Below are 16,874 nucleotides of genomic sequence, written 5' to 3' on the forward strand. Positions count from 1 at the left end.
AAAAGCGAGAAATCTCAATATAAAACATTGATTTTTCTCGCTTTTCTTATTTATATGAATCCAAATTTAATTCTTCTCTTCTTTTATTAAGTTTGTTCTCCATTTTTTCAATATCATTTACAATAAGGTTTTTTAGCTCTCTTATTTCTTCTTGCATATTGTATAAACTTATAGTATTGGAATAAGACTGAGAAATAGAACTTATAGGGTTATTTTCCAAAAATTTAACCGCTTCCCTTTTTTCATATTCTGTTACAGTTTTTTTAGGGGCTATCTCTGTTTTTAGTTTAATCTCTTTTAAACGTTGAGAATTTATCTTGAAATCTCTTAACATGTTTAAGGTTTCCCAATCTACAATCCCATTTTTACCAAGTTCCAAAGCATCATTATACAGTCTATCGACCTCTTTAAATAAATCAAGAATTGCTTTTTTTCTTCTTTCGAATACATAAATATTATTATCTTTTTTTATCCCTACAATATCATCAACAGTAATTTCTAAAAAATCAATTCTTTTATTTGGTTTTGAAAGCTCAATAAAGATATTTTCCAAACGATTTAATACAAACAGCTCATAAAATTTAAGTTTTTCGCTATTTTCTTTTTCTTTTTGATCCCTCCATTGGTCACTAGCATTCTTACCACTTAACCAAGTACCAAGAAACGCCCCACCTAACCCTCCAATTAAAGTAGCAACAACAGTTAATGTATCCAACAAATCGTACCTAATATCCGTTCCTTGTAATAAAATTATCCCAACTAAAGTAATTACAACTATCACCAATGTATAAGTGACCCACATTAAGACATCATAAATCTTCATAAGCATTCTCTCCTAAACAGTTAACTCTTGACTATATTATACATAAATTTATTTAACCAATGATTATAGTTAGATTGAATGGCAAGAGATAAAAACCGCAAAAGAGCAACCCAAAATATTCAGGTGGAATGCGTTTGTGCCTTGTCTATTAAAGCTGAACAACAGAAATGATTCCTATAAATAAAATCTAACTGCGACTTAAAAAAGATACTGTCTGTATTTTTGTGAGGGCACTACAGTCTTTATTGTTTTGAAAGAGTTTAATTTTATTTTTAAAAAAGACAACTTCTTTTCATATCTCAAGTTGTCTTTTTCTATTCTCCTTTACTGATGATTCGGTTCGAATTCACGGCGAAGATGGCTGTTGCACCTTGTATGTCCACACTTCACTATTTTGGATTGCTTCTTGTTCCTTATGCTCAGTAGATTTGATTGAAACTGAATATGTTTCTTTTTGCCCCTTCTATATAACAACCTTCATTCAATTACAATTCAATGGTACTATTCTTTTGTAGATTATTATGGTAATAAAAGGATGGATTAGTAATAACATTATTATTTAATATTGACAATGCTAACTGAAATAAAATTAATTAGGATATTTTTTCAACTGTTAATGTACCAAAAATTGTAAATATTTATATTGAACATACTGCATTTAAAGAATAAGGTCACTCAAAATTGAGTGGCTTTTTTTAATACAGGCACTAAAATATTGAGTATCTGTCGATGGTTTATATTGCTTAAAAGTAGTCCCTCAACTTGTGTTCTTAAGTGCCTGATTTGCATACCTTAATATTTGGTCTTCCCTGTTATAACAGTCAAGTCACTGAAATACTCGTCAATCTTTTCCCACTTTACTATTTTTTTATTCTACCTTTTGCTAATTCTATTTTGATATAAACTAATTTGTGTAAAAGTTCTCGTTGTTCAAAATTCATCATACAATATTCTCTCTTATGAATGACTGGAACAACTAAAACATTTTTTATAGTAAATATACGCTTGGCTTGCCTCTTAAAGCAGAAAGCATGAAATGAATCTCCTATAATTTTAATGATTTTGATTGCATTGCATTGTTTTCATTAATTGTTCTATCATAGATGTTCCCTCTAAAACAAAAAACAAAACATATATTCACTTTTATTTCAAGTACAAACGTTCTGTTTTATAAATAGGGATTTCTGGAATAAAAAAAACCAGGTTCACAAATTTTTGTGATTACCTGGTTCTGTTTATTATTTTTGCAAAATTAGATACCCCATATAGACGTGGGACTTTGATGTACTTTGACCAGAGTTATAAAATAATGTGCCTTTGTAAACATATGGAGCATATGGTTCAGGTCGATTCCTTGTTTCTGTCCACTCAACTGTTGGTCCCTGATAAGTGTAAAATTCTTTAGAAATAAACCAATCTTCTGCTACGCCTCTATTAGTAATTAATAGTTCTGTTTCTTGTTCTGTTGAATAATTAACTGATTCAGGTGATTCTGAAGGATCAATTTCCTGTGCTGAAGAACTTAATGCTCCCGGAAAAACTAGAGCCCCACAAACAACTAAACCAGTAAATATTTTAGATATTTTCATATATTATGTACTCCTTTTGTTTTTTAGTTTATTTCTACCTAATTGTATGAAAGCTATAGCATATTCACTTACCCCCGAGTTAACTCAAGTCTATCAGTACAAATGCCGAATTTTCAATAGTGGGTTTCCGAAATTCCTTATTCGGTCACCACCATTTTTCGGCGGTATAAGTGGCGTGATTTGTCACATACCGCCAAATCACGCCACTTATACCGCCATTTTTTATCGCAACTTTTATTCCCTTTTAATACAAAAGTAATCTTTTAGTGAATTTTATGTTTAAACACTTGAAATATTTATTTAGTTTTGTTCATATACTTAAATAATTTTTTCTCAGGAATGCCAATTTTAGTATCTTTTCACAGATTAAAAAAGACCAGCTCGGCTAAACTAGCTTTGCTAATTTCAGTCATTTTACTTAATTAAGTCGTTGTCGAATCGTAATATACAATCCTACTAAACACAGTTGTCGTGTTACCACTCTGTAAATCCTTCAAATGTGAAGCCTGAATAATACCATTCTTTACACTTTAATTTCCTCTTTTTTGTCTTCCACAATTAATTGAACTTGCCCTTTACTATTAATTTTCCTTCTAACTTGTACCCTTCGTAGGCGTGTCGGTTAACAAAAATCATCCAGTTTTCATTCATAAAGCTTCCGATAAAACATCAAAGTTTCATTCAAAAGACAAGGCAACAAAAAAAACAGACGTAAAAACCTATGAATGACAGGGATTTTGGTCCCTTTTTCTTTTGACCTTGCTGGTGTAAGAAATTCAATAAAATATACGCAATCAATGTAGCGAACAATTGATTAAATACCGCATTGGGTGTTGTGCCAAAAAGAATCGGCACATTTAAATTTTGTTTAATCCAACGTAAAATGATTCGATTGTCCAGCGTGATTTGTACATTTTCTCAATCTCTTCCGGTGTAATTTCCATCAAACTATTCAAGACGCGCATCGATTTTCCTTCGTAATCGATAAATCTAACGACACGATGGCGTTTTTCCGTTTGTTTTTTCGGAATATCCATTGTACAAGTGAAATCAGCCGTAACGTTGGAATTCTTACTTGGCGTGTATTTCAATGATCTTTTCCGATTCAAATGAAGGTTATCTTTTATACGAATGACAAAAATCCTTTTTTTCTTTTACATAGCGATCTACTTTATCAATCGAAAAATACGCACGGTCACCAACTAGAACAAATCACTTGTCTTCCAGAATCTCTCTGATTGGACCATCATGTTTTAAACCAGTTGTTTCTAGGACTTTTTAAGGCATGGTGCTTTCATTGGTGAAACTGACATGGAGTTTGATCCCTGAACGTTCGCCATGATAAAGCGCCCAGGGTAATCGGTTTTTCCCACATACCAGTAGCTTCTTGCTCTGTGTTTTCTATTCAGGTGGAATGTATTTGCTCCATGGTTCTTAAATCAGAGTATCAGAAATAAAAGTTTGGCGACTTTAGAAAGATGCTGTCTGTATATTACAGGCTGCATCTTTTTTATACCGCTTCACCAGTCGTGCGTAAGATATTAAGAACAATGGCTTGCAAATGCGCACCACCAATAATAAGGTGGTCTTGTTCTTATCCACGCACAATATATCCTCCTTTACTTGCGCCTTTATACTTCTTCTTATCAACAGATTTATTAACAGCTGTGGAAGTTTTTCGGTCCACAAACAGTCCATGGTCAGATTCCTGGACCGAAAGAAAATCATACATAGTCATTTGTTTTTGTTGATCCATTTCCTATTTTCCCCTCTCTACCATTCCAGCCAATTTTCTAAGTTTGGTCTGCTATTTATTTGTTTACGATCGTCACATTCATTCAACCAGTTATAGAACGGTACTGGTCGTTCTCTATTCACTGTTTCTTCTATAGACGATGATTTATATGGCTTCTTACTTAATCGCTCTACAGCCTTACTATAAGATTCTACGAATACGGCTCTTAACGTACTAGCAACTGTCAGTACACCATCTTTAATATCCATAGCAATTTTGAACATCACATTTTTAGCTTTTATAAATTCTTCTACTGAATTTACTTGTGAAGCCAATACACATTTATGTAATTCATCTTTCAAATTGTCTGCTAATGGCAAACTATCCATGAAATCAAATAGCATCCCCTGGTACTCGTTCATGTATTCCTTACAAACTTCTTTTTCAGCGTGAGCATTATTATATATTTCTTGTAAATTGCTTGTTTTAAAAGAAGAAAGATTAAAAGAATTAGATGATTGGTTTTCTGAAAAAGTCTCGGAAACCGCGTCATTACTGATGGCCTGCGCTGTCTCTCGTTGGGACACGCTCGATGGGACATAAGGTAAAATACGATAAATACTAGCCCCTTTTATGCCGTTTAATTTTGTACCTGGTACCTTCTCAATGATTCCTAACTCGGTTAATTTTTTCATTGAACGGTAAACCGTCTTTGTGCTGATCTCCAATGATGCAGCAATTGTACTCGCCTTTAAGTGACAAGCTCCTGGGTATTCCAAAGAGTGACTAGCAAGTTTGAAAACGATAGCACGTTCTGATTCAGTCAAATCATAGTAGTGCGCTGCCATATGGTTCTCAACAGCTGCGTCCATATCTGCTATTGATTCAAAAGTTTTATAAGTTGCTAAGTATTCAAATGCCATCGTTTTCACCTCACTTTCCAATTCACGAACCTTTATGGATCCTAAAAAGAAATATTGTTCGTCTTTTCTCAATAAAAATATTTACAATCAATGTTTTCTGCTCGTTGCTGTTGCTCTTTCAATTTAATTAAAAGATTCTCTAGCTTCCCCATAAACTCGTCATTACTTGTTGGATAATCTGAAATACGTTGTTCAATCTCAGCAATATTTTTTAAAAAATACATTTCAGCAAAGGTTTTTAAAAATGCAAAATCGTCAAGCGAGACATTCACTTTTTCCGTCATCACAATTCCCCCTAGCGTAATTTTGTTACTTCTTGAAAAGAGTATATAACCGCTAAAGTAATAAGTCAATACGTTAGGAGTAATTTAATTTCTTTTGAAGTATTCAAAATTACTTCTCTGTGGTAAAATCATTACTATAGAAGTAAACGGAAAAGGCGGTGCATGTATGGGTATTAAATTTTTAGTGTCTGATTGGCTCGGGAAAAAGAAGATGACACAAAAAGAGTTATCGGATTTAACTGGTATCAGACCTGCTACAATTTCAGCTTTGTATCACGATAAAATTAAAAGAATTGAAGTTGAGCAATTGGAGAAATTATGTACAGTCTTTGAGTGCCAACCAGGGGATTTAATGACCTTTGAAACAGATAACTAATATTGGTTGTCTGTTTTTTTGTTCATTTAATTAGTCAATCGGTCTTAAGGCTGAGAGATAGCACCGCCTATAGTGTGTTTCCAACAATAAGTGAAATTGATATAATCAAACCATTAAAGGAAACCACAAGAAGAAAGAAGATGTTAATTTTGGGTATGAAAATATGGTGGGTTATAAATATCGCATGGCTATTCATTTTCGCTACTGGGGCCATAATTATTGGAGTAAGAGAAGTTGATGGAGCAGGTGTAGTTGTGCGAAATGTTCCTAGTTTAAATGGATGATGGTTACATCAATCTGGTAAAGGCTAGGCAGTTCCTTTCGGAATTGAAGGGTTATATCGAAGAATCAAATGAAGAGGTAACGCTCAGAAGGGTTCTCTCTTAGTCGAATAGCACTTGATTTAGTAAGAATGAAAGTGTTATAAGCTCGGCGAAAAGGCGTGAGAATTTACCGTAACAGTTCGGCTGACGAAAGCCTACCCGCGGGGGTGGTGTAAATCATGATGCTTGAGTTGAATGAATATGGTGAGAATGCTAATAAACCTACAATAAAAGGTTAAGCTGACGAACTTCTGAATGTACGGGTCTATACCTGCGATACATAGAAATGTGTATATCACCAAATTGTGAGGTTAGCTGTGGATGAGTAAAAATAACTAATATGAAAATCCATGATACGTTACAGGCGTATGAATACTAACAGGCTTAGAGGAAGCACCTAAGTTCATTCCATAATAGATATAATTCAACGTTGTAAGCTGATAACGTGGAGGACTTACTTCCATTGAAACGGTGGCAAGGAAAACATTAATGATAATAATTACTGTATAACATGTCTTAATATCAGTGAAAGTGGTGGCACAGTACCAAGGAAATGTCTAATACACATGGAGGGATAGCCACTAGACTAATAAAGATTTATTCAACCAAGTAAGGCAGTTCTTTATCGGTTAATAAGGTTCTTGTGAGACTAAAAGAGGTTTAACTCCGAAAGGAGTCACCAACTTATTGAAACGGAAGAAATTGAGACACAATGAGTATTATAGCATGCAAGATTGTTTTGATACACTTTATACTCAAAGTGTCAGTGGTCATCACTTCTATGACTTAACAGAATTAATGAGTTCTAAAGACAATATACGTCTAGCCTACCGAAACATCAAAAGAAATACAGGTAGTAAAACTGCGGGAACTGATAAATTAACAATTAATGATATCTTGCATTTAACTGTGGAAGATGTAATAGCAAGAGTTCAAGCTATGTTTAAATGGTATGAACCACAGCCAGTAAGACGGGTTCTTATTCCTAAAGGAAAGGATAAAACTAGACCTTTGGGGATACCAACGATTTGGGATAGAATCTTTCAACAATGCATACTTCAAATTTTAGAGCCAATTTGCGAAGCAAAATTCCATAAACATAGTTATGGGTTTAGACCGAATCGCAGCACTCATCATGCGAAAGCTAGACTTGAGTTCCTTATCAATCAAACTGGGCTTCATCATTGTGTTGATGTAGATATTAAGGGTTTCTTTGATAATGTTAATCATAGTAAGCTTTTAAAACAAATGTGGTCTCTAGGCATAAGGGATAAATCACTCCTTTCTATTATATCTAGGCTATTAAAAGCAGAGATTGAAGGAGAGGGTATTCCTACAAAAGGTACTCCGCAAGGAGGAATTCTGTCACCGTTATTATCCAACATTGTATTAAATGAATTGGATTGGTGGGTTAGTAACCAATGGGAAACGTTTGAAAGCAGATATACATACTCCACCAATGGCAGTAAATATCAGCATTTAAAGAAAACAGCTTTAAAAGAGTGCTTCATCGTCCGATATGCGGACGATTTTAAAGTAATGTGCCGAACTAGGTCAAACGCAATAAAAATGAACTACGCACTGAAAGACTTCTTGAGAATAAGGCTTCATTTGGAGTTAAGTGAAGAAAAATCAAAGGTTGTTAATTTAAAGAAAAACTCATCAGAGTTTCTAGGCTTTTCAATAAAAGCTATAAGAAAGGGTAAGACCAGATTTGGTTATGTAGCAAAGTCTGATATGTCGAAAAAGGCTAAAGCAAATGCTTTCCAAAAGATAAAAGAAGCCATAAGGGTAATCAAGAGAAAGCCTTGTATTCAGACAGTTTGGAATTTTAATACCGTTGTGATGGGAATCCAAAACTATTACTCAGCTGCAACTCAAATTACAATTAATCTGAATGAGTTAAATCTCCATCTACGCAAGACGTTATACAATCAATTAAAGAATATTAGAACCGAGGCGAGGTTCCATGAGATGACTAAGACTTTACAGAAGAGGTACAAGGGATACGAGGCTAAACTGTATAAGATACAGAACATGGTTTTTGTCCCTATCCATGCACAACGATGGGGAAAGACACTATGTTTTTCACAAATAATTTGTAATTTTACAGTCGAAGGAAGAGCAAAAATTCATAATAGCCTAAAGGCTATCAATAAAAATACTCTTTCTCACATCATGAGAAACTACATTCCAAATAGATCTATTGAGTACAACGACAACAGAATCAGTAAGTTCATTGCCCAGTATGGCAAATGCGCCATTTTAGGTGAAGAATTAGGTATTAATGATTGGCATTGTCATCATATTAATCCGTTTAACATTTCAAAAGATGATAGTTATTCGAACTTAATAATTTTGAATAAGGCTATACATCAACTTATACATTTGAAAGACCAGGCAAAAATTAAAACGCTCTTAAAAGCTGTAAAGCTTTCGAATAAGCAAATAGTAAAAGTAAATAATTTACGACTGAAATGTAACAATGAAATAATCTAATAATGGAAGAAAAGCACTCGTCTGCTTAAGATATAGAAAGAATAAATTGGATTAGTTGGAACGCCGTATGCGATGAAAGTCGCACGTACGGTGTGAACAGGGGGAAAAGCTGGCGATAACTTCAAAAGCTTACCTATCTGTATCAAACACCTGAAATTAAAATGATAACATTCGTTATTTTGGGTATTGCATTTATAGTTGTTGTACTATTTCAATTGATTTTTCTTTTTTTGTTAGAAAAAGTACAAATGAAAATTTAACAAAAAGACTATCGTGACTCAACGTTGGTCTTTGTTTATTCTTGTAAGCCACTAAAATCAGTGGCTTTTTTATATGTACTAATGTAAGGATTTTCTATAAAATGAAATTACATAATTCTGTAAGGAGTGCATGACATGGATACAATAGCAGAAACAATAAAATTTGCAGGCTTTGGAAAGAAGAAAGCAATGGCTAATCAAATTCAAATGTTTGATGATAGACTAACGGATCAAGGCGAAACATTACTCGCTGTATGTGCATCTATTAAAGGTACAAAACAGCTTTATGTCACTGACCAACGAATCATATTACATGAAACCAAAGGCATCATATTCAACGATGAAAAAAGCATTCCTTTGCAATCTATCAGTAGTATCAATATTTCAAATACGCTCATTTCCTCCACTTTGAAAATAGTATCTACGGGAAACAAAGCTATCATTGAGGATGTACCACAGAATATTGCACTTGAGATTAAGAATGCTATTGAGAACCTGAAAAAAGATTTTAAAACAAAGTCTACTAAAAAGGAAAAGGACATGTATGATATTGGTGATGAAATTCGCGAATTAAAGGCTTTATTAGAGGATGGGATATTAACGCAAGAAGAATTTGACGCGAAGAAAAAGCAATTGTTAGGAATATAAAAATGACCAGGTACTCAGTATTTAATGAGCGCCTGGTCTATAAATTAATTATTTTTGTAAAGTAAGTGTCCCTTGATAATAATATCCGTGTTCATCAAAGGACTTATAAAATATATAACCCTTGTAAACATGGTCAGCATAAGGCGGATACTGACCAATTACTTCTGTATGATAAACCGACCCTCCTTGATAGCCTTTAAAAAGTTTACCAAATTCCCTTGTATCCGCCACAGCATTATAAGTTAATGCTTCTGTTTCTTGTTCTGTAGAATAATTAATTGATTCAGGTAAGTTCGAAGGATCAACTTCCTGTGCTGAAGAACTTAATGCTCCTGGAAAAACTAGAGCCCCACAAACAATTAAACCAGTAAGTATTTTAGGTATTTTCATATAAATGTACTCCTTTTGTTATATAGTTTATTTCTACTTAGTTGTATGAATGCTATAGCAAATCTACTTACTCTCGAGTTAATTTAATCCTATCATTACCAAAACAACCATTTCAATGGTAATTTAGTGTCATTTTTTGGCGGTATTAAAACGCTATTTTGGCGGTATAATTCTAAAATATGATAAATCATGATAAATCACGCCACATCACGCCATAAGCAACACCAATTTTTTGGAGCGATATTTTCTTTTCATAGTTCAAAAGTTTCGTTTGTTTCATGTTTTTCACAGAATATTTGACATTTATATTCAGAAACTAATCTTTTTTTATTTATTATTTTCGAGTATTACTTTCACAAATCTTTCATTTTTATACCATTAATAATCATAAGTAAAAAAGACCAGCTCGGCTAAATTTAGCTTTGCTGATCTTAACTATCATGCAGCTACAACATTTGCAACTTGTGCAAGTTTAGCTGTTTTAATTTTATTTGCACCGGCTTGTGCTGTAGCCATTCCAGTAAAAGTACCTGTCTTAACTCGCCATTTAGCACCATCCGGCTCGATGTATGCCACCCAACCAAAACGGTGTTTAAGTACATCTTGTGTATTTTCTGCAGCTTGTTTTGTAGCGTATGTTCCAGTAAGTACGCGGTATTTATTATTGTCTGCAATAGGTGCAGGTTGTTGCACATCGCCACTCGCATTTTTAATCATTGTAATAAATTGTGACCATGAAATTTTACCTTCACGCATGTTTCGAGGACAGTTTTTACCACTGAAATGATTGTGTTGAACAACGTTGCCGATTGAGATGCCTTCATCCTTCATGATTTTTGCAACTAATTCAGCGGCATTCTGCATAGCTTTTAAATAATTACCATCAGCATTTACACAAATTTCAACTTGAATGCCTTCATTGTTTCCTTTATTACTTCCTGCAGCCCAACATCTCCAAACATGTTCAAATGATTGTACAGCTTCTTTGTCGTCCACAGTATAATGCCAAGATGCTGAGCGACTATTGCCATTGGATTGTAAACGTGCATGTGCGTCTGCATCGGCTCCTGAACGGGTATTATCTGTTTCATGAACAACGATATATTTTTTAACGTTACCTTTCCCATAAGTCACCTTGTTTGCTTGTACATCAGTTACTAATTTTTTGCGAATAGAAGTCATTTTGTATTCCCCTCTCCTGATTGATCCTTTACAATCGCTAAAATATTTTTAATAAAATTCGGTGTAGGCAAGCCCATCTTCGTACCGTTTTCTGTGATAGAAATAAATTCGAGTACACAGAATGCAATGGCTGCCCCATCACCTGCGTACTCGATACCCGGAATCACTAATGCCAGTAAATACACTGAACCAACTAGCATTAAGTAATAAATTTTTCGTATGATACCATTGAATCCGACACGGCTGTTCAAGTTACGATTTACAATACCACCCATAATTCCTGTGAGGTAGTCAATAGCCATGAAACCAATTAATACAGTAACAGCCATACCTAGACCGTCAACTGAATATGACACTAACGTGCCAATTGCTCCACTTACTGCAGCAACCCATTTTTCCATTAGAACACTTCCCTTTTTGCAATATAAAAGCCTTCCACAGATAATTGTGGAAGGCTGAATATAAATATTATTTGTTTGTTTTCTCTGTAAGAATCAGAGTCATTACTAATACGATACTTATCAATCCTATATTCATAAATATATATAATCTTTGAATGATAGGATACCCAGATATTTGAGCTATTAAAAAAGTAATCAAACTTAATGCAGCTATAGCCACTGTTGATTCTGTCAAACTACCTCTAATCTCTTTCTTCTCAATAAAACCTATTGAAAGTGCTCCAATTCCGACTGCTATAGCTACATTTAATTGTGAAAGCGTAACTAAAACATTTTTTAATTCATCATTTTTTACATCAATTGCTGCGTATATTGCAAAGAAATTCAAAGCTAAAATTGCAAAAATTTTAGCAACTCTATTTTTGGTCATACAAATTCCTCCTATTGTGTATTTAAATACTAATACGGAAGAACTAGTAAAAGAGTTTCATTTTATTGTATATAACTAACTATAAAACTATCATTTTCATTTTATCACTAATAACGCTAAGCTTATGCCTGCGTTTGCTGTTCGTCCATTTGAGTAAGTAACCCTGTGTATTCATCATCTTTTAGCTGATTATTAGCATAAAAAACATTTACTTTATTCAACATAGCTTCATGCTCATAGCGTTTACGCTCAATTAAAAATTTACATAATTCATAGACTGTCACCTTAGTTTCCTCCTAATAATTCACTTTTTGATACCAAGTATTCTGTGTTTAAAAGCATTTGTGCCTGCATTTCTTCAACAGTAGGTTGCGGTTCAATTGGCTCAGGTGCTACAGGTGCAGTGAAATCACCTGTCTTAGCATCGTACGTACTACCTAGTTCTACATCTTTGTCATTGACTAAAATCATATTATCAGCAACAACTTCTCCACTTAAATAACTAATACCTTCTACTACGTTATTGATGTTTAACTGTGCATATTTAAACATATATTCACACCCTTAATAAAATTCTACTACTTGCCACGAAATTTTAGTGCCCCCATATATATATGAATTAGGAAATCCTATAGTTATAGATGTAGCTGTAACATTTTCAATGTAAGGCGCATAAACACTGCTTGATCCAGCAACAGAACCACCATAATCAATAGTTACTGAGGCCTTAGCAGGATTTATGGAATTAATTGTAGCTGTAAATGTTTTCACCTCTGAGGTATGTGGTAAACTTAATACCCCTCGCTGCACACTCTTGACCGCACGCCCGTTTATCAGAGAATCCACTTTTGTATTTATCGAGTTTACAGTGCTATCAGTACCAGCGGTTCTATTATTAATAGTATCTACAACAGTCTTAATTGCTGTTTGCATAGTCTTTGTTGCCAAGTCAATTATGTTCATTTTGCTACCTCCTCATAAATAATTTGAGGTTCACCTTTAACCGTTCTGAAACCCCATCGATAAGTAATACCATTGTCAACAAACATGTGAGGCATAGGATCTATTACATGACCAGTCATTTCGTTTTTTACCTCGTTAATGGCTCCGGTCAATGTTTTATCTACTGTCTCTAAGTCGGGTATCGACGTGTTACCCTTCTGTAATTCACTGACTGCATCATCTAAAATATCCATGTTCTCGTTTATATCTGAAATCAAAATATTGTCCGTTAAACCCGGCTTCTTTAGATTCAAATTTGGTGTATGTTCCATTAGCTCACCTCATTCCATATTCGTATATCATCCCATGTGATATTGGTTACACTTCCCCAGGTTCTATTGCTTACAAATTCCCAAACGTTGAAGGTATACACATAATCAAACTGCAGATGTGCTGGCACAATAATTTCAATTGCCTGCATTAGACCGACTATGTTATCCGGAATACCCTTTTTACCAACGAATTTAATTTCGTATACACCTGGTATGCTCGTAGGATTTACCTCTACATCTCCGTTACTGTAAGCAGCTGCAACCGACTTAATTGTTTCTTTTGTTGTTTGGTCAAAGCTTGCACGATTTCTTGAAGTGATCTGTTCCCTGCGCTGGTCATAGCGTAATGTTCCAATTGTTTTAATGCCAAGATCACGTTCATATATCGGCAAAGCTTCAATTGCTGTATCGATAAATATGTTACGATTTACAATTTCAAGCTGTTGTTCAGTATTACGAAACTCTCTATCATCTGCAGTGAGTACCGTTCTAAACACTGTAGATTTACGCTCATACAACGGCAAATATTTAATCATATCCGTTAGATAATCTTGTGTTGAAACAACAATGCTTGTAATCATTTCAGCCTGTGTTTGCATGATGATAGGCGATTGAACTACTTTGACACCTTGTGGCTGTAGCTCAGTTATAACTTCATTTGTTGTACCGGATGAAGCAATGGAAACCCCCTGTGTCTGTAGTTCTGTTTCGGTTAACATCAATGCTAATCTAAAACATTCCCATTGGTGAGGCGTTAACTCACCCCATGTGAGTATGGAGACTTGACCCCATTCTGATTGTGGTATAGCGTGCATGTCCTCACCTACTTCAATCGTACAATTAGATAGTTTTTAGGAATCTTGTATTGGCTTGATATATCGATGTTTTTTGTAAATTCTGCTTGCGATTTAAAAAGTAAATTACCAACCGTCTTTGCATCATAAATACCAATGTGCGAAATATCTCCCCAAGACTCTGCCGCAATCGGAAATAAAATATCGGCATTATTAGATGTTTGCCCATCTGTTGGTACTGCAAATACTGCAGATTGTCGTGAATAACTTGTAGCGTTTACCTCTGTGTCACCATTAAATAGTGCTACAAATACTGGTGTCGTCCTTAAATTGTCCGTTAACACCTTATTCTTTAAATATACCGTCATGTGATTCATTCATTTACACCTCCCATAATTGCCACGGCATCGTCAGGAATAACAACATTTGCTGTTGATCCATTGATAAGTAAATCTTGATAATCCATAACTCCGTCACTGTCTATAATGAGTGCACCTATTTTGGCATAGCTCACAAATAAAGCTTTGAAGGCTATTTCTTTCAAGTATTTAGTAATGTTCTTTTTAATACTTGTTTTTACAATTTCATCTGTGTAACCAGGTAATAATTTGAGGGCTACGGATAAATTGAGGAACAATGCAGCTGCAGACATTACAAGCAAATCCTCAACACCAAACGGCATTTCCTTCTCAATGTGCTTTCTCACACCTTCTACTAATTCAACTGATGCAGGTAGCTTATTCGCATCGATAACGACAACCTTCATTGTTAATGGACCATTGTAGCGAGGGAATACTTTTGCATCTCCTGTACCTGTAACCTCTAATGCCCATTCACGATAATGATATTTGTTACCTGCTTTCCCTGGACGTTGTAGCTTGTCATAATAACGTTGGCGTAAATCGTTATCTGTTTCAGCATCGTAGCCATCCACCACTGGATCAGGATTATAAACATTGACCAGGCCAACTATAGAAACTGGAAAGTTTTTAATGGTATTAGCAGGCACATTTCCTATTTGACCAAACTCATTACACTGTACACGTACATGAGCAAACCCACTTTCATTAAGTGTTGTTTCCTCAATAACTGTGTATAGTAATGATGTTTCAGTACCTACTAACTCGCCAACTTTAACAGGTGTGTCAGCTGTACCCGATACAATAACTGTCGTTGTTGCTTTCGTTGCTGGCTTTCTACTTTGTCCTGTGCGCTGATATACGGTGATACCGATACCTATTGATGCAGTAAATGATTTAAAAATATATGGAAAAATCATATATTATGGTACTACCTTATAATTAATATTTAGCGCTAAAAATTAATCACTGAAAAGAGCAGGCTCATATGTCTAGCTCTTTTCTATTACCTAGGAGGATTATTGTGAATGACACAGCATCACAACGAATTTTTTTATACATCAGAGTATCCACTATAGAACAAGCTAAAGAAGGTTATTCAGTTGGCGCACAAGAAGAACGTTTACGTGCGTATGCAAAGGCTAAAAATTACACTGTGGTGAAGTCCTATATTGATCCTGGTTATTCAGGATCAAATATGAATCGCCCAGCTTTACAAGAAATGATAAAACAAATTGAATTAGGTGCTGTTGATCTTGTTTTGGTATATAAGTTAGATAGATTAAGCAGATCACAAAAAGACACCTTATTCTTAATAGAAGAAGTATTTTTAAAAAATACTGTTGATTTTGTTAGCATGAACGAATCATTTGATACATCCACACCTTTCGGACGAGCAATGATTGGTATTCTTTCTGTTTTTGCTCAATTAGAGCGTGAACAAATAAGAGAACGTACCATAATGGGTAAAGAGGAACGTGCAAAAGAAGGGAAATGGCATGGCGGTGGAGGAGAATCACGAAAAGTAAAAGGATATGATTATATAGATGGTCAACTCATAATCAATAAATACGAGGCTGAGTGTGTTAAAACGATATATGATGAATACCTTAAAGGAACTGGTCTTAATGCATTATTTAAGTTGGTACTCAAAAAGTATCCCAATGTTATTAATTCTGAAACGACTGTACGTAACATTCTTTTAAACCCTATTTATATTGGCAAAATAAAACATAAGGGAGAGCTTTTTAAAGGTGAACATTCCCCTATTATTTCTATAGATCAATTTAATCAAACACAAGATTTAATGAAGAAACGAGCAAGCACTTCTGATCCAGCAAGGAAAAAATATTTGTTATCAGGTTTGCTCTACTGCGGCCATTGTGGAGCTAGAATGACTGGTAGATCAGGAGGTAAATTGAAAAATGGAAGTCCAATGCGTTATTACTCTTGCTATTCTAGACAAAACGCTCGTGAATATCTAAAGAAAGTTGATCGCTGTGAAAAAACACATGAAAAAAAACAAGTACTTGAACAGTACATTATTGATGAAATAAAGAAAATTAACATCGGCTTTGTAAAAAATTATCGCCTTGGTAATACGAGCGAGGATTCAACTAAAATAAATATACTTGAAAATGAAATACAAAATCTTGATAAGCAAATATCTAAGCTAGTTGATTTATACAGTTTAAACAAAGTTCCTTTAGAAATAATGAGCAAAAAAATCGATGCTCTAAACGAAGAAAAAGAAAAAGTAAAACAGCATATAGATGAATTAAAAAGCGATCATGTTCCCAATAATTTTGATGAAATAAAAAAAACGGTCTCCCAGTTAGCCACATTTGATTGGGATAACGAGGAGACGGAACAGAAACGATTGATAGTCGCCAAACTAATCAATAAAATAATCGTTTCCAATGACAATATTATCATAGATTGGGCATTTTAATTAGTCTTTGTGTATGTTACAAAAACATTCTATTCAAGTGGAATGTGTAGCGAAGCTTGTGTTGAAAAATAAATAATGATGAAAAAGGGCGTCTCCTAAAATTAAGAGACGCCCTTTGTTTTATATTATATG

General features: G+C 34.3%; 23 protein-coding genes. 6 read left to right on the top strand and 17 right to left on the bottom strand.

Translation table 11 applies throughout. The features are described 5' to 3' along the window. Positions 1-46 precede the first annotated feature (46 nt). From QUF91_RS24090 to QUF91_RS24120, 6 genes are all read right to left on the bottom strand, one after another. The gene (locus QUF91_RS24090) at positions 47-823 is read right to left on the bottom strand and encodes a hypothetical protein (protein WP_289419613.1); all 777 of its coding nucleotides are present in this window, start codon (positions 821-823) and stop codon (positions 47-49) included. Between the two features lie 1,238 nt (positions 824-2,061). After that, the gene (locus tag QUF91_RS24100) at positions 2,062-2,412 is read right to left on the bottom strand and encodes a hypothetical protein (RefSeq protein WP_289419614.1); all 351 of its coding nucleotides are present in this window, start codon (positions 2,410-2,412) and stop codon (positions 2,062-2,064) included. Between the two features lie 857 nt (positions 2,413-3,269). Beyond that, positions 3,270-3,521, bottom strand: a complete 252-nt coding sequence (locus QUF91_RS24105; RefSeq protein ID WP_289419615.1) for a hypothetical protein — start codon at positions 3,519-3,521, stop codon at positions 3,270-3,272. A 485-nt stretch (positions 3,522-4,006) separates the two neighbouring features. Then, on the bottom strand, positions 4,007-4,168 hold the full coding sequence (locus tag QUF91_RS24110) for a hypothetical protein (protein WP_289419616.1): 162 nt from the start codon (positions 4,166-4,168) through the stop codon (positions 4,007-4,009). A 17-nt stretch (positions 4,169-4,185) separates the two neighbouring features. Beyond that, complete coding sequence (locus tag QUF91_RS24115; RefSeq protein WP_289419618.1) at positions 4,186-5,070, bottom strand: helix-turn-helix domain-containing protein; 885 nt, start codon at positions 5,068-5,070, stop codon at positions 4,186-4,188. A 68-nt stretch (positions 5,071-5,138) separates the two neighbouring features. Then, positions 5,139-5,354: a hypothetical protein gene (locus QUF91_RS24120; RefSeq protein WP_289419619.1), complete on the bottom strand. Its 216-nt coding sequence runs from the start codon at positions 5,352-5,354 to the stop codon at positions 5,139-5,141. A gap of 94 nt (positions 5,355-5,448) precedes the next feature. Between QUF91_RS24120 and QUF91_RS24125 the strand changes: the two genes are divergently transcribed. The 5 genes from QUF91_RS24125 (at position 5,449) to QUF91_RS24145 (ending at position 9,460) form a co-directional block, all read left to right on the top strand. Then, on the top strand, positions 5,449-5,730 hold the full coding sequence (locus tag QUF91_RS24125; RefSeq protein WP_289419620.1) for a helix-turn-helix domain-containing protein: 282 nt from the start codon (positions 5,449-5,451) through the stop codon (positions 5,728-5,730). Between the two features lie 155 nt (positions 5,731-5,885). After that, on the top strand, positions 5,886-6,014 hold the full coding sequence (locus QUF91_RS24130; protein ID WP_289420120.1) for a DUF3923 family protein: 129 nt from the start codon (positions 5,886-5,888) through the stop codon (positions 6,012-6,014). Between the two features lie 726 nt (positions 6,015-6,740). Beyond that, positions 6,741-8,552, top strand: a complete 1,812-nt coding sequence (gene ltrA, locus QUF91_RS24135; protein WP_483308072.1) for a group II intron reverse transcriptase/maturase — start codon at positions 6,741-6,743, stop codon at positions 8,550-8,552. Between the two features lie 137 nt (positions 8,553-8,689). Beyond that, complete coding sequence (locus tag QUF91_RS24140) at positions 8,690-8,812, top strand: DUF3923 family protein (RefSeq protein ID WP_483308108.1); 123 nt, start codon at positions 8,690-8,692, stop codon at positions 8,810-8,812. A 135-nt stretch (positions 8,813-8,947) separates the two neighbouring features. Beyond that, on the top strand, positions 8,948-9,460 hold the full coding sequence (locus QUF91_RS24145) for a PH domain-containing protein (RefSeq protein WP_289419622.1): 513 nt from the start codon (positions 8,948-8,950) through the stop codon (positions 9,458-9,460). Between the two features lie 48 nt (positions 9,461-9,508). On the opposite strand, the gene QUF91_RS24150 is transcribed toward QUF91_RS24145, so the two are convergent. From QUF91_RS24150 to QUF91_RS24200, 11 genes are all read right to left on the bottom strand, one after another. Continuing rightward, a complete protein-coding gene (locus tag QUF91_RS24150; protein ID WP_289419624.1) occupies positions 9,509-9,850 on the bottom strand; it encodes a hypothetical protein in 342 nt (113 codons plus the stop codon). A 438-nt stretch (positions 9,851-10,288) separates the two neighbouring features. Further along, entirely contained in the window at positions 10,289-11,032 is a 744-nt protein-coding gene (locus tag QUF91_RS24155; protein ID WP_289419626.1) for a peptidoglycan recognition protein family protein, read from the bottom strand. Further along, complete coding sequence (locus tag QUF91_RS24160; protein WP_289419628.1) at positions 11,029-11,433, bottom strand: phage holin family protein; 405 nt, start codon at positions 11,431-11,433, stop codon at positions 11,029-11,031. Before QUF91_RS24160 ends, QUF91_RS24155 begins: the two co-directional genes overlap by 4 nt. Before the next feature lie 67 nt (positions 11,434-11,500). Continuing rightward, positions 11,501-11,863: a hypothetical protein gene (locus tag QUF91_RS24165; protein WP_289419629.1), complete on the bottom strand. Its 363-nt coding sequence runs from the start codon at positions 11,861-11,863 to the stop codon at positions 11,501-11,503. A 122-nt stretch (positions 11,864-11,985) separates the two neighbouring features. Beyond that, a complete protein-coding gene (locus tag QUF91_RS24170; protein WP_289419631.1) occupies positions 11,986-12,147 on the bottom strand; it encodes a hypothetical protein in 162 nt (53 codons plus the stop codon). Position 12,148: 1 nt separating this feature from the next. Continuing rightward, a complete protein-coding gene (locus QUF91_RS24175) occupies positions 12,149-12,415 on the bottom strand; it encodes a hypothetical protein (protein WP_289419632.1) in 267 nt (88 codons plus the stop codon). Between the two features lie 12 nt (positions 12,416-12,427). Next, positions 12,428-12,826 carry a hypothetical protein gene (locus tag QUF91_RS24180; protein ID WP_289419634.1) on the bottom strand — a complete coding sequence of 133 codons (399 nt, stop codon included), beginning with the start codon at positions 12,824-12,826 and terminating at the stop codon, positions 12,428-12,430. Further along, the gene (locus QUF91_RS24185; protein ID WP_289419635.1) at positions 12,823-13,137 is read right to left on the bottom strand and encodes a hypothetical protein; all 315 of its coding nucleotides are present in this window, start codon (positions 13,135-13,137) and stop codon (positions 12,823-12,825) included. Before QUF91_RS24185 ends, QUF91_RS24180 begins: the two co-directional genes overlap by 4 nt. After that, entirely contained in the window at positions 13,137-13,952 is an 816-nt protein-coding gene (locus tag QUF91_RS24190; protein WP_289419636.1) for a putative phage tail protein, read from the bottom strand. The genes QUF91_RS24185 and QUF91_RS24190 overlap by 1 nt, the downstream gene beginning before the upstream one ends. Before the next feature lie 8 nt (positions 13,953-13,960). Further along, positions 13,961-14,308, bottom strand: coding sequence for a phage tail fiber protein (locus QUF91_RS24195; protein WP_289419637.1), 348 nt, complete (start codon positions 14,306-14,308; stop codon positions 13,961-13,963). After that, positions 14,305-15,210 (bottom strand): baseplate J/gp47 family protein, encoded by a 906-nt coding sequence (locus QUF91_RS24200; RefSeq protein WP_289419639.1) that lies wholly within the window; start codon positions 15,208-15,210, stop codon positions 14,305-14,307. The genes QUF91_RS24195 and QUF91_RS24200 overlap by 4 nt, the downstream gene beginning before the upstream one ends. A 104-nt stretch (positions 15,211-15,314) precedes the next feature. On the opposite strand from QUF91_RS24200, the gene QUF91_RS24205 reads away from it, so the two are divergent. After that, on the top strand, positions 15,315-16,742 hold the full coding sequence (locus tag QUF91_RS24205; RefSeq protein ID WP_289419640.1) for a recombinase family protein: 1,428 nt from the start codon (positions 15,315-15,317) through the stop codon (positions 16,740-16,742). Positions 16,743-16,874: the final 132 nt, after the last annotated feature.

The organism is Lysinibacillus sp. G4S2, assembly GCF_030348505.1.
Taxonomy (GTDB): domain Bacteria; phylum Bacillota; class Bacilli; order Bacillales_A; family Planococcaceae; genus Lysinibacillus.